8 protein-coding genes and 1 pseudogene are annotated in these 14309 nt (G+C 64.2%); 3 read left to right on the top strand and 6 right to left on the bottom strand.

Annotated features, from left to right (window positions below):
* Positions 1-739: 739 nt before the first annotated feature.
* From QP140_RS07275 to QP140_RS07265, 3 genes are all read right to left on the bottom strand, one after another.
* Positions 740-2125 (bottom strand): ABC transporter permease, encoded by a 1386-nt coding sequence (locus QP140_RS07275; RefSeq protein ID WP_284758887.1) that lies wholly within the window; start codon positions 2123-2125, stop codon positions 740-742.
* The gene (locus QP140_RS07270) at positions 2118-3089 is read right to left on the bottom strand and encodes an ATP-binding cassette domain-containing protein (protein WP_284758886.1); all 972 of its coding nucleotides are present in this window, start codon (positions 3087-3089) and stop codon (positions 2118-2120) included. The genes QP140_RS07275 and QP140_RS07270 overlap by 8 nt, the downstream gene beginning before the upstream one ends.
* A gap of 167 nt (positions 3090-3256) precedes the next feature.
* Positions 3257-3631: a GntR family transcriptional regulator gene (locus QP140_RS07265; RefSeq protein ID WP_012359373.1), complete on the bottom strand. Its 375-nt coding sequence runs from the start codon at positions 3629-3631 to the stop codon at positions 3257-3259.
* Between the two features lie 247 nt (positions 3632-3878).
* On the opposite strand from QP140_RS07265, the gene QP140_RS07260 reads away from it, so the two are divergent.
* The 3 genes from QP140_RS07260 to QP140_RS07250 are packed head-to-tail and all read left to right on the top strand — an operon-like array spanning position 3879 to position 11150.
* Positions 3879-5420, top strand: coding sequence for an NYN domain-containing protein (locus QP140_RS07260; RefSeq protein ID WP_284758885.1), 1542 nt, complete (start codon positions 3879-3881; stop codon positions 5418-5420).
* A 36-nt stretch (positions 5421-5456) separates the two neighbouring features.
* The gene (locus tag QP140_RS07255; RefSeq protein WP_284758884.1) at positions 5457-7457 is read left to right on the top strand and encodes a galactan 5-O-arabinofuranosyltransferase; all 2001 of its coding nucleotides are present in this window, start codon (positions 5457-5459) and stop codon (positions 7455-7457) included.
* 54 nt (positions 7458-7511) lie between these two features.
* On the top strand, positions 7512-11150 hold the full coding sequence (locus tag QP140_RS07250; protein WP_284758882.1) for an arabinosyltransferase domain-containing protein: 3639 nt from the start codon (positions 7512-7514) through the stop codon (positions 11148-11150).
* A 7-nt stretch (positions 11151-11157) separates the two neighbouring features.
* Here QP140_RS07250 and QP140_RS07245 read toward each other — a convergent pair.
* From QP140_RS07245 to QP140_RS07235, 3 genes and pseudogenes are all read right to left on the bottom strand, one after another.
* Positions 11158-11595 (bottom strand): annotated as a pseudogene (locus QP140_RS07245) (DUF305 domain-containing protein); the annotation flags it as partial.
* Between the two features lie 15 nt (positions 11596-11610).
* The gene (locus QP140_RS07240; RefSeq protein WP_284758881.1) at positions 11611-13845 is read right to left on the bottom strand and encodes a copper-translocating P-type ATPase; all 2235 of its coding nucleotides are present in this window, start codon (positions 13843-13845) and stop codon (positions 11611-11613) included.
* A gap of 51 nt (positions 13846-13896) precedes the next feature.
* Positions 13897-14223 (bottom strand): heavy-metal-associated domain-containing protein, encoded by a 327-nt coding sequence (locus QP140_RS07235; protein ID WP_015381102.1) that lies wholly within the window; start codon positions 14221-14223, stop codon positions 13897-13899.
* Positions 14224-14309: the final 86 nt, after the last annotated feature.

Raw genomic sequence — 14309 nt, 5'->3', positions numbered from 1 at the left:
GCGTAGCTTCAGGCGTATTCACAACCAATCACCACACACAAGCGTGTCGAGCTGGTTATGCACCACATTTAACGACCATCACTACACAACAAACCATTGTGTAGACACCTGCATCAAGGACCTTTTCGCAAAGCCCCCGAAACACACTAAACAGTGCATCAAGCGACAGTCGGTGGCATGAACAACACCCACGTATCAACCACTCCCCACCACCACAGAATCGGTGGCGCGTCAGAGTAGACTGCATCATCATGTTCCAAGTCATGTATAAAAAATCAAACAATTCCACACACAATGTGTGTCAGAACCGTTGATCTGCTTGGTTCATCACGCTATTGAGTTCTCAAACAACATATGCACACAACACTCCACAACCACCACACTCTGGCGCTTCACGTTGAGGCGGATTCCGAGCTTATCACCCACATGAACCAGAAGCAAACCGGAGAAAAACTCACGATCACTCACTGTTCACCAAAGCTTGGTGATAAGGAAACAAGACCGAAGGGGAATCCAACCACCCGGTAATAACCGGCGATCTTGCAGGATTGCTAAGCTACACCATCCAAGAACCAGATGCAAACACAGAAGCAAAACCCGTTAAGGATCTTGATTCCCCCGTGTGCACCGGGCCTGTCGGCCTCGCTTGCAGATCAATAATCTACACACAGCCCACAACAAACACAAAACCCCAGCTCAATATCGTTTTTGAACTGGGGTTTCTCTGTGCGCACGGACGCTATTCGCCCAATGTCTGAATGTGGCCGGCGTTCCGAGCATCCTGCTTGATGATGCGGGCGTAGAAGACCCACACCGCTATCGCCACATAGAACGCAGAGATAAGGACACCGATGGCCGCTCTCGGTAACGGATCAACGTCTCCAGTGAAGAACAACTGGAAACAGAACACTGTCACCATTGCCATGCCGTAGGCGAGGAAACCCCCAAGCGTCAGCGCACCGGCCTTTGGCCACCGCAGCGTGGCGAGTGCAGTTAACAACGTGGTGCCCAGAATGAGGAAGAGCACGATCAGCCCCAGCATCGGCGCACCCGCCAGAATCTCTGTTCCGCTGAACTGCTCCCGGAGCGTGCTCTCACTATTCAGCAACGCGGGATAACCGACTAGGACCATGACCAAGGGCACCGACCAGCTGGTCCTAACAGTGCCCACCAGCGCAGCTTTACGCCATGCCCGCCTACTTCCGCCAAAGGCCAACCATTGAACATAGTTTTTTGGCAGCCCGTACGCAGTGAGCAGCCGCCTGCTCCCGATGAGGGCGCCAACAAGTGCGATCCCTAGGTAGGCGCCGATCGTATCCGCCGCCCAGGGCCAGAATGCCAACACGAGGCCAAGAGCCAAGGCGATACCGCACTCCCATTTCGCCAGGGTGCGCCCCAGCAGGCGCAGTGGTTGGATCACCGCCGCGTCGAGTGCCGTGTCTGCTTCGAAAGCCGCCCGCTCTTCGCGGCTCAAGTCCTCCGCATTCGAGCCTGCCGGGGTAACGGCTCCACCTTCAGAGTTCGACGCCACCTTCCGCGATTTCGCCTTCTCCGCCCGGACCAGGATGTTCTGCTCGCCCACCGCGTCATTGCGAATCTCCACCTGCGCACTCCAGCCCCGGTAGACGGCGTAAGCGAGAAGAAGCAGATAGCCCACAAGGCAGGAGAGCAGAAGCTTTCCCGAGGTCAGCATGCCGTTAGCGGTCCGAGAAATCACCACGACAATGAGGAGATAAAGCGCCGAGGCCGGCAGCGCCATCCCCCACATGGCTGCCGCTAGTCGGCGGATCTGCGCCGTGGTCAGCCCGAACGCCCGCAGTTCTTCGCCCTTCGGCTGGAATACCAAGTGCACGCTTCCCACAGCACCGCCCAGGAAGATGGCATAAAAGAAGTTCATTGGCCGGTGTTCCGCCTCGCCAACGATCGCGAGGAAGCTCATGAGAACTACGAGGAGCACCCTCCACAGCACGCTCCGCCACGACGCGAAGAGGAAGACCCGGCCCATCACTCGGGTGTTCACTCGCTGGACCTGGGCCGAAGCCTCGCCCGCTACCCCCTTGCTTTCCGCCACCTTCATCCCACCGTCCAATGGCTGGACATGCCGATCACTCGTCTTATTACTCATCGCCGGCCACCTCTCCGGTGAGCGCGAGCACCGCCTGCTCCAAGTCCGCGGCCTTCAGCTGGACACCGGCGCGTTGCGCTGCCGACTCTGCCGCCACGGCTTCCGGCGATTCGGGATCATAACTGAGGGTCAACCTGCGCAAACCGGTGCTGGTGACGTCCTTAATAAGGAAGGAAGAAGGGGCGACGGGCAAGGAAGCAGACCACTGCTCGAGGAAGGCGGACACTGCCTGGCTGGGACCGGAGACCAGGTGGATGCGGCCGGAGACGGTCTCGAGGGGGCCGGATTCCAGGAGCTTGCCCTCGTCGATGATGATCACCTGATCCAGCAGTCGGGCGACGTCCCCGAGGTGGTGGGTGGAGAGGATCACCGTGCGGGGATTGCGCTCCAGGTCGGCCATGAGGAATTGGTAGAAGGCCTCGCGACTCTGCACGTCGAGGCCGAGATAGGGCTCGTCCAGCAGGGTGATCGGGCACTGCGCTGCCAGGCCGAGGATGATGCTCACCGCCGAACGCTGACCACGAGACATCGCGCGCAACCGCTTGCTGGTATCGATGCGGAAAGCCTGGATCATCTCCTCCGCGAAGGCCTGATCCCAGGTTGGCCAGCGAAGCTCCGCGATCCGCAGCACGCTACGCACCGGGAGGTCCTGTGGCCACACGGCGTCCGGGCCGGCGAGAATGATGCGCTCCAGCGCCCACTCGTTATCGCGGATGGGCTGACCGTCCAGGGTCACCGTGCCGGAGCTGTTCAGCTGCTGCGCGATAGCCCGGAGCAGGGTGGTCTTCCCCGCTCCGTTCCGTCCGATCAGTCCGTAGACCTGACCGCCCGGGATCTGCAAGCTGATGCCGTCGACGGCCGGGTGGGTTTTCTTGCCGAAGCTGACCGCCAGCTCCGATAGCTCGATGCTGGGTGTAGCGCGGGGCGGGATGCTCGTTCCAACGCTTTCTTTCAGGTGGTTCATTGTTGTGCCTTCCTGTGTGGTGGGACGCGTGGTGCGTCGACTTAGCGGTCTAGTGTGATGCTCTGGGCTGGTTGCCGCTCGAAGGGCAGTGTTTTACCTGCTCGCCGGTGCTCTGCATTGGCGGCTGGAGTAACCCGCGGGGCACGGGCTTCGGTGCGTTGTTGGGGTCAGTCATAGAGCCCCCGGCTTTCAGCGACGCTGCCCAGCAGCTCGCGGAGCTCGCTGGCGGTCATGTCCAGCTTCGCGGCCTCGTCGACCAGCGGCACCAGGTAACGGCCGGCGAAGGCCTCCTTGCGTTGCGCGATGACCTTCTCCCGCGCGCCCTCAGTAACGAACATGCCGATACCTCGCTGTTTCTGAAGCACCCCGGCATCCACCAGCAGGCTCAAGCCCTTGCGGGCGGTGGCCGGGTTGATTGCGTGGAAGGCCGCGAGCTCGTTCGTCGACGGTGCCCGCTCCCCCTCTGGCAGGGAGCCGTCCACAATGGCATCCGCTACGAGCTCAGCCACTTGCTGAAACAGCGGCGTGGTGGCTTCCTCCATGGCGCCTCCCTGTATTCGTGTTCGATCCCCTCGATGGGGCTTGGTTGACGTTCACCGTGCGACCAGGTTGCGGTTCAACACCGCGCCCTACCTAGTCGGTTAGTTACTTGTGTAACCAACCATACAACAACTCTTTGATGCACACTAGAGGGGAAAGCGCCACGCGCACAGGCGCTCAAGAAGTACAGTGCGCAATGGATAATGCACTGAAAATTGTGAAACTAAAGAAACGGACAACCGACCCATCATGCTCGAACGAACACAGATCTTCGTCGATACCTCTTATCTCCTAGCTAGCTTCTATAACTCCTGGGAAACCGGCGCCCGCGCGCAATTAGAAATCGACCTTCCGGAGGTCGTCTGTACCTTGGGCCGTATCGCCCAGGACCAGCTCAAACAGCCCATTCACCGACAATTTTGGTACGACGGCATCCCAGAGTCCGGACCACACCGCTACCAGCGTTCCCTGCGCAGCGAACCTGGCGTGCAGCTACGCAGTGGCCAACTCATCGAGTGGGGAGACCGCCGCACGCAGAAGGCAGTGGACACCCGCCTGGTCGCGGATATGGTGCTCGCCGCCGTCCGTGGCAACGTCTCGGATATCGTCCTCGTCTCCGGCGACGCGGACATGCTGCCCGGCGTGGAAGAGGCCGTGAATGCGGGCATTCGCGTGCACCTCTACGGCTTCGGCTGGGACTCCATGTCCTCCCAGCTGCGCTTCGCCTGCGATACCACCACGATCCTCGACCCTCGCGAGGATTTCCGGGACACGATGCGGCTGCAGATCCTGGAGGGACCGCTGCCCGCCAATGCCAGCACCACCCCAATCCCTGGGGAAACGCAGGGCGAGGACAGCCCCAGCCCGGAGTTCAAGCCCCTCGGCGATGCAGAAGAGCCCGAAGAGTCCGGACCGAGCGTCATTCCGGAAATGGAGCACAACAAGCAGGTCACCGAGCCCACGGCAGAAGCGGGCAACAACACCGCGGCCGGGGACAACGCGCCGGCCGAAACCGCCACGGAGCCGACCTCCGCGGCAGCACCCGAGCAGGCTTCGGCCACGGCCGCAGGATCCGAGGATGCACCGGCGAGCGCTGTACAGACCAACGCTGCTGCGGCAACCACCACGACGGATGAGCAGGCAGAGTCCCCGTCGGCCGCCCCAAGCCCCGCGGCGCACCCCGCCGCACCCAAGTCTGCGCCGAAGCCCGGACCCAAGCCGGGTCCGGCACCTACTGCCTCCGCCGAACCAGCGACGTCCGAGCCGGCCGCCGAAACGACGGCACAACCGACCCCCAACACCGTCGCAGCTCAGGGTGCTGCGGCACCGAACGACGCGGCGCCGGACAACAAGACGCCGGACAACGCGGCTGAGCAGAGCGGGGCAGCCCAGTCCCAGGCACAGGAACCAGCCACGGCCACCGAGGACACACCGGAAGCAGCGCGGAAGCCAAAGCCAAACCCATCCATGATGGCCCGCCACCGCAAGCTGCGCTCCCGCTACGTCCCGCTCCCCAACGAAGTCTGGGCGTCCGCGGGAGAGCAGAACCCCTACGACATCGGCCAGCAGTACGCCGTCTGGTGGTTCGACAACGCCGCGAGCGAGGCCCAGAAGGATAACGCCCACCTGCTCTCTGGCGGCGGCCTTCCCCCGGAGATCGACCGCCCACTCCTGCAGTTCGCCTGCGATACCCTTCACGAATACACCCTGACGGAGGCGCAGCGCGTCGGCCTGCGCGATGGTTTCCACAGCGGGATCCGCGGCATCATGCTCCGCGGCCCGCGCGGTTAAATCCGCCCTTCGGTGTGCATGTGTTTTGATATACGCATGCACACCGGAACGACCGTCGAGCACAACCAAGCATCCGTCACTGGATTCAGCACTGCGGAAACGCAGCCCGATGCCCTGAGCCCGCTGCGCACAATCGTGCACATGCTGGTCACCGGCGCGGTCGCGGCAGTGGCGACGGTCGTGGCCTGGTTCATCATGTCCAGGCCGAGCCTTCCGGCGTATAACACCAGCTACGTGCTCAAGGCGCTGAGCAGCGTCGGCTCTGTGCTCGTGATCCTCTTCGCTGCGGTGTCGGTGTACTACGTGCTCCACCCGCGAACCAACTGGTCGAATTGGCAGCGCCGAGTTCTCGCTGTGCTGCTCTACCTCGCCCCGGCCGGCCTGGTGATCACCAGCATCGGTATCCCGCTGGCCGCCACCAGCCTGTACCTGGATGGTGTGAGCGTCGATCAGGCTTTCCGCACCCAGTTCCTGACCCGTCTGACGGACACTCCGGGCTGGGTGGACATGGCATACCCGGACATGCCGAGCTTCTACCCCGGCCTGTGGTTCTTCACCGGCGGTCTCTTCGCACGCATCACCGGGTTGGCGGGCTGGGCTGCCTACCAGCCCTGGGCGTTGATGACCCTGGCTGCGGCTTTCTCCATGCTCGTTCCTGTGTGGCGCCACCTCACCGGCTCGCTGGCCTCCGGCGCGACGGTTGCGCTGGTCACGGCGGTAGCGACCCTGCACGTAGCCCCGGAGGAGCCCTACGCGGCCATCGTCGCGGTGGGCATGCCAGCCGCAATGGTGATGACCCGCCACGCACTGCTCGGCTCCCGCTGGGCACTGTTCGGCGTGATGGTCTACCTGGGACTTTCTGCCAATCTGTACACCCTCTTCACGGCACTCTCTGCACTCTCGGTGGTGGTCATGGCCATCGCCGCCGCGATCCGGCAGAAGGGAATCCGCCCGCTGCTGAGCCTGCTGGCCATGGGGGTCGGCTCGATCCTCATCGCGCTGCTTGGCTGGTTCCCCTACCTGCGCGCGCTACTCACCCAGCCCCACGGTCCAACGGGCAAGGCACAGCACTACCTCCCCGAAGATGGCACCGCGTTGATGATGCCCTTCTTCGACCTCTCCGCGCTCGGTGTTCTGACCCTGATCGGCCTGGTCTGGCTGGTTGCCCGCCACCGTCAGGACGACGCCCGCGCCCTGCTGGTCGGCATCCTCACCGCCTACGGTTGGGCGGTCGCCTCCATGGCCATGCCGCTGCTCGGCACGACCCTGCTGGGATTCCGCGTGGCGCTGCCGATCGCGCTGCTCTTTGCCGTGGCCGGCACGCTGGCGATCATCGACCTGCGGGGTGTGGGGATGCCGAAGTTCTACCCGGCGACCGTGGACCCCGCGAAGTCCCGCGGTGTGACGCGCGTGTTCGCCGCGATCCTGGCATTCGGGACGCTCTACTACGCGATCGATATCCCAATGAATCACGAGAAGAAGATCGATACCGCCTACACGGACGCCGACGGCAACGCCATGCGCGGTGACCGCATGCCCGCGGACGCCACCGTCTACTACGCGCAGATCGACGAGCACCTCGCCGAAAAGCTGGGGAAGCGCTCCGGGGCGACCATCCTCACCGATGAGCAGCACTTCATGAGCTTTTACCCCTATCACGTGTATCAGGCGATGACTGCCCACTACGCCAACCCGCTGGGAGAGTTCGAGCGGCGCAACGAGGAGATCGAGTCCTGGACACAGATCACCGACCCAGATGAGCTCATCGCCGCGATGGATCGGGCAGCCGAGGAAGAAGGGTGGACCGCGCCAGACGCCCTCGTCCTGCGTGGCGAGGTGCCAGCCGAGGAAGGTGGGCCGGCGGGTCGCGACGCCACCCCGATGGAGGAAGCGGAGTTCTCCTACCTCATCGCGGATGACATCTACCCGAACCAGCCGAACGTCCGTTTCCGCACCGTCCACTTCCCGGCGAGCGCGTTCCAGAAGCACTGGGATGTCACGCAGATTGGACCGTTTGCCGTCGCCGTGCGTAACTAAGGCCACGCGCGTACTAGTCCACATTTGACCGGCGGTAACGTACAGTTATTAGCCGTGTCTACGGTGCAGCAGCAGAATAATAAACAGCCAGATCAAGGGCCCGGAAGCTCGGTGAACCCCACCGCGCCGCCACAGGCGAACCAGGCCCCGAAGAGTGGCACCAGCAGTCGGATCACGACCCTCGCGATCGTCTCCGGCTTGCTGGGCTTCTTGCTTTTCATCGCCACTCCATTCTTGCCGGTCAACCAGGAGCAGTCCTCCTTTTCTTGGCCACAGAACGGGGACCTGCGTAGCGTCACCGCACCGCTGATCAGCTACTCCCCAGAAAGCCTGGACGTTTCGATCCCGCTCTCCGAGATCGACAAGCTCAACGATGGCCAGAGCAACGTCCTATCCACCGTGCCGGAGGGCTCGAAGGAGGAGACGCTGCGCGGGCTCTTCGTCCGTAACACCGACTCCGGCCTGGACGTCATCATCCGCAACGTGGTGCCGCTCTCCCTCAAGGAGAAGGACCTCAAGGAACTCTCCGATGATGCCCTGCTGCGCATCACCTCGGATGCCGAGGTCACCCGGGTCTGGGTGGACGGCACCACAACCGACGGCGAAGAGCTGGACCCTGCGGTGTACTCCGGCGATATCGACCGGGACACCCGCCCGATGCTGACCGGCATCTACACCGAGTTCGAGAACACCCCGGACAACGCGAAGGCCGCAGCCGATGCGGGGCTCAAGGCCGACGTCAAGGTGGATTCTCGCTTCTCGAGTACTCCGACGCTACTGAAGAACATCGTCATGTGGCTCGGCCTGGCCTTCATGGTCGTCTCGCTGTGGGCGCTGCACCAGATCGACAAGTTGGACGGCCGCACCGGCTCCGGTCGCCTGATGCAGAAGGACTGGTGGAAGCCCCGCTGGGTGGACGGCTTCGTAGGTGCCGTGCTGCTGATTTGGTTCTTCATCGGCGCGAATACCGCCGACGATGGCTACCTGCTGACGATGGCCCGGGCCAGCCACGAGTCCGGCTACATGGCCAATTACTATCGCTGGTTCGGCGTGCCGGAGTCTCCCTTCGGCTGGCCGTTCTACGACCTGCTGGCGCTGATGGTCAACGTCTCCTCCACCTCCCTGTGGATGCGACTTCCCGCCCTGCTGGCTTCCGCGGTGACCTGGCTGGTGCTCTCCCGCGAGGTGCTGCCGCGCCTGGGCGTGAAGGTTAACCAGCGCGCCGTGGCGCACTGGACCACCGCGGTGGCCTTCCTGATGTTCTTCATCGCTTTCAATAACGGCACCCGCCCGGAGCCGATCATCGCGGTCTTCTCGCTGCTGACCTGGGTCTCCTTCGAGCGAGCCATCGCCACCCACCGGCTGCTGCCGGCGGCGATCGGTACGCTGCTGGCCACCCTGGCGCTGGGTGCGGGTCCGACCGGCCTGATGGCCGTGGCGGCGGTGCTGGTCTCCCTGAGCGCACTGATCCGCATCGCGGTGCGCCGCCTGCCGTGGCTGGGCGCCGAGAAGGGTGCGGGCCGCGGGAAGGTGATCCGCGGCATGCTCGCACAGATCGCACCGTTCCTTGCTGCGGGCACCGCGATCCTCGTCGGCGTATTCGGCGACCAGACGTTTAGCACCGTGCGCGAGGCCATCGCCGTTCGCTCCGACCGGGGTCCGTCGCTGTCCTGGTACCAGGAGTACGTGCGCTACACCTCACTGCTGGAGCAGTCCACCGACGGCTCCTTCGCGCGCCGCTTCATCGTGCTGATGATGATCTTCAGCCTCGGCGTGGTCGTGGCGTCCATCCTGCGCAACGGGCGTGTCCCGGGCGCAGCGAAGGCCCCCACCGCTCGCCTGATTCTGGTCATCCTCGGCACGGCCTTCTTCATGGTCTTCACGCCGACGAAGTGGACTCACCACTTTGGCGTCTACGCGGGCATTGGTGCAGCCCTGATCGGACTCGCGGCGATCGCCGCCTCGCACTTCTCGGCGAGCTCCGCGCGCAACCGCGTGCTCTTCCTGGGCACCACGCTCATGCTCTTCGCGCTGTCGCTCTCGGGCACGAATGGCTGGTGGTACGTCTCCAGCTTCGGTGTTCCGTGGTGGGATAAGACGATCCAGATCGCTGGCATTGAGGCCTCGACGGTGATGTTGGTCATCGCCCTGCTCACCCTGATCTGGGGCGTGCTGCTGGGGTACCGCACGGATGCGCAGAAGGCCCGCGCCCAGTCCGCGGGCGAGGTTGCTGACGTCGGCAACGGCACCGATGACGGTGCGGTGACGGATACGACGAACCGGAAGCGCAAGTACCGCGTCACGATGGTGACCGCGGCACCGATCGGTGCGCTAACCATGCTGGCACTGGTGTTCTCGATCGCGTCGATGGGCAAGGGCTTCATCTCGCAGTGGCCGGCGTACTCGATCGGCAAGGGCAACGCCGTCTCCCTGGCTGGGCACAGCTGCCAGCTGGCCGAGGATGTCCTCGTGGAGACGAATACGAATGATTCGCTGCTCAAGGTGGCCGATGGTTCGCCGATCGGTGACTCCCTGACCACCGAGGACTCCACTGGCTTCCTGCCGAACCGCATCCCGGCGCACATCGACCCGGATGGTCGTGGCGAGGATGCCGTGAGCCAGAACTCGGTGGAAACCGCGATGAAGCTGGATGGCGATCAGCCGAGCAGCGGCACGAATCTGAGCGAGGAAGCCAGCCAGGCCAGCAGCGAGGGTACGGACGGTACCGCTGGTGCCTCGTCCAATGACCGGAACGACGACGCCGCAGCCTCCGGTGACCGCAGCGGTGGCGCAGAGGCTGCGGACGGTGGTCAGGATTCCGGCACCGCCGGTGGCCTGCTGCCGAAGCCGGGCGTGAACGGTTCGCACGCGCGTCTGCCATTCGAGCTGGATCCTCAGCGCGTACCGGTGGTCGGTTCCTTCCAGGAGGGGCCGCAGTTCTCCGCCTCGACGACGACCAAGTGGTACTCCCTGCCGGAGAACCGGGAGGATCATCCGCTGATCACGTTGAGCGCGGCGGGCACCATCGGCCACTACGATTCCGACAATGTTTTCCAGTACGGGCAGCTGGTCAAGGTGGAGTACGGCAAGTCGACCGGCAAGGGTCAGGACGACTTCGAGCCGCTGGGCGAGGATCTACCGCTGGACATCGGCACCGCCCCGCAGTGGCGCAACCTGCGCATTCCGATGGAGTGGATCCCGGAGGAGGCGGATCAGATCCGCATCGTCGCGGTGGATACCAACCTCACCCCATCCGAATGGCTGGCGCTGACCCCGCCCCGCGCCCCGAAGCTGGAGCCGCTGAATGACTACGTGGGTTCCGAGGCTCCGGCGCTGCTGGACTGGGCCACGGCTTTCCAGTTCCCGTGCCAGCGGCCATTCGACCACAACGTGGGCGTGGCTGAGGTGCCGGAGTTCCGCATCTCGCCGGATCACTCCGCCCGCCGCATCCTTACCCCGGTGATGGACTACGCCGGTGGTGGTTCCGTGGGGCTGGTGCAGATGAGCACTCAGGCCACGGAGCTGCCGACTTACCTGAAGGATGACTGGCTGCGGGACTGGGGTGTGCTGGACCGCCTGCGGACCTTCCCGGATGCCACGGGAGAGAAGCCGCGTCCGGTTGAGGTGGACGTCGAAGAGAAGACCCGCTCGGGCTTCTGGTACAACGGCCCGATGAAGTACAACGATGAATAGTTAGCGGCTGGCCGTCAGCAACCTCGTCACGGGCCATGTCGACCGCACCTTCGTGGTGGGCGGTCATCTGCTCCAGGTAGAGGCGGGCAGCCTCGGTGCCCTGGGCTTCCTCAAGGGCTGTCATGTCCTCCTGGCTCATCATCCCGCTCATGCCACCCATTTCCCCGTGATCCATTCCACCCATCTCGTCCATGGTCCCCATGCCCCCGGAGTCGGTGACCGGCTGCTGTCCCCAGGCCTCGAGCATGGCTTTCATCCGGTCAATCTCCGGCCCCTGGGCGTCAATAACCGCCTGGGCAAACTCCACGACCTGGGCGGGGATACCCTCCTTGGCCAGGAGCATCTCACTCATCTCCACGGCCTGCTGGTGATGGGGGCTCATCATCTGGGCAAACATGATGTCCGCGTCGTTGTGATCGGCGGAGATCTCCCCGTCCGCCTCAGTCGTCGCCGTGGTGGATCAGTGGGCGGCGGCGGATGCCGGAGTAGGCGTGGTGTGTTCCTCCTTCGACTCGGTCGGAGCCAGGTGGGCCGGATCCAAATCAATGCGGCGCAACAGCTGGGCGTTCAGGGCCACCACGATGGTCGAGGCAGACATCAAGATCGCGCCCACAGCCGGGGACAGCACGAATCCGATCGGGGCGAGCACTCCGGCGGCCAGCGGCACGGCAAGGATGTTGTAGCCAGAGGCCCAGATCAGGTTCTGGATCATCTTGCGGTAGCTGGCCTGGGACAGCTCAATCATCGACAGCACTGCCCGCGGGTCATCACTGGCTAGGACCACCCCGGCAGATTCCATGGCCACATCTGTGCCAGCACCGATGGCGATACCGACGTCCGCGCGAGTCAGAGCGGGGGCGTCATTGACACCGTCACCGACCATGGCCACGCTCAGGCCACGCTCCTGTAACTGGGTGACCTTGGTGTCCTTGTCCTGGGGCAGGACCTCGGCGAAGACCTCATCGATCCCCAGGTCCTGGCCAACCGCCTGGGCGACCTGCTGGGCGTCGCCGGTGATCATCGCGACCTTCACCCCGCGGTCCTGCAGGGCTTTCACGGCGGCGCGGGATTCGGGGCGGATCTTGTCCTCGACGGCCACCGCACCGATGATCTGACCGTCGCGGACAATATGGAGCACACCGGCCCCACGCCCGGTCCAGGCGCTGGTGGTGTCGGTGAGCTCGGCCGGGGTGGTGAGGTTGAACTCGCGCAGCATGTTCGGCCCACCCACGAGGATCTCAGCGCCATCGACAGTGGCCCGGACCCCCCGGCCGGAGGCGGCGCTGAAACCAGTTGCACGGATTTGCCGACGGGAGGCCTCGGGATGGGCGGCCGCGGCCGCCACGATGGCGCGGGCCACGGGGTGCTCGCTGTCGGCCTCCGCGGCGGCGGCCAGGGCCAGCAGCTCGCCCTCGGTGACGCCGTCAGCTGCCGCGACACCGGTGACCGCGTGCGCACCCTCGGTCAGGGTGCCGGTTTTGTCGAAGAGCACCACGTCGATGGTGCGCATCCGCTCGAGCGCCATTCGGTCCTTGATGAGCACCCCGGATTTCGCGGCCCGCTCGCTGGAGATCGCAATGACCAGCGGAATCGCCAGGCCCAGGGCATGCGGGCAGGCGATGACCAGCACCGTAACCGTGCGCACCACGGCATCGTCCGGGCTGCCGATAATGGTCCACACCACCGCGGTGATCAGAGCGGAGATCAGCGCGAACCAGAACAACAACGCCGCCGCCCGATCCGCCAGGGCCTGGGCCCGGGAGGAGGACTCCTGGGCGTCGGCAACCATGCGTTGGATCCCGGCCAAGGCGGTGTCCCCGCCGGTAGCCTCCACCCGGATGCGGACGGTGTTGTCGGTGGCCACGGTACCGGCGACCACCTTGTCACCGGTGTCGCGGAAGACGGGACGGGATTCGCCGGTGATCATCGCCTCGTCGAATTCGGCGGCTCCGTCGATGATGGTTCCGTCGGCCGGCACCCGGGCACCGGCCCTCACCAGCACGACGTCGTCGACGACCAGCTCGGAGATGGCCACGGTGTGGGTGGTCCCGTTGATGACTTTCTCGGCTTCATCCGGCAGCAGGGCAGCCAGCGCGTCAAGCGCGGAGGACGCTGCCCCGAGAGCGCGCATCTCCAGCCAGTGGCCCAGCAGCATGATGGTCACCAGCAGAGCCAGCTCCCACCAGAAGTCCAGGTCAAAACCGCCCAGCCCCAGAGTGGTGACCCAGGAGGCGACAAACGCCACGGTGATGGCCATGGCGATCAGGAGCATCATCCCGGGTTGACGGGATTTCAGTTCATTCCATCCGCCCTTAAGGAAAGGCGTTCCGCCGTAGACGAAGATGATCGTGCCCAGCACCGGGGGGATCCAGGTGGATCCGGGGAATGCCGGGAGGTGGTAGCCGAGCAGGTGGGCGACCATGGGGCTGAAAATAACGACGGGAATGGACAGTATCAGCGACCACCAGAAGCGTTCCCGAAACATTGCGGTGCTGTGTCCGGCGTGTTCGCCGTGACTATGAACGTGGTGGTCGTCGTCCATGGCGGAGTGCGGGTGATCGTGGGGCATCGCCTGGCCGTGGGTGTCGGCATCTGCGTGGTGTTCGTGGCTGGCATGACCCGGGTGGTTGGTGTGGTCTGTTTCCGGAGCGGGGTGATCACCATGGTGATCGCCGGAATGGTGGGGAGTACTCATGAGGTTCCTTCCGCTCAACCCGGTCGGGGTCGAGATGATGGGTGAAACTGATCAGGATACGACGGTGTAGCCGGCCTCTTCGATGGCCCGGCGAACCATCTCCGGAGGTACGACACCGGTGACCGTGACGGTGGAAACACCACCAGCAGCGAGGTCAATCTGGACGTCGTCAACCTGGGGGAGGGCCTGAAGGGCCTGGGTCACGCTTTTCACGCAGTGCCCGCAGGTCAGACCGGTGACCTGGTAGCTAGGGGAGGACCCTCCTGCTGACGAGTCACTGGCGGCAGGGATGGAGGCGGCGTCGGCACGAGAGGCAGGTTCGCAACAGCTGCAGCCGTGGGAGGCCATCGGCAAGAGGCGGGGCGGGGAGGTGATCATGGAAAAGCTCCTACGGGTCGGTGGGATGCGGTAACGCTCGCTAGCATATACCCCCCGGGGGTATATTTTCAATGGGTGGAGGGCAC

The organism is Corynebacterium sp. UMB9976, from assembly GCF_030212265.1.
Classification (GTDB): domain Bacteria; phylum Actinomycetota; class Actinomycetes; order Mycobacteriales; family Mycobacteriaceae; genus Corynebacterium.
Note: the sequence above shows the minus strand (reverse complement) of the source record. Positions and strands in the feature narration are given on the sequence as shown.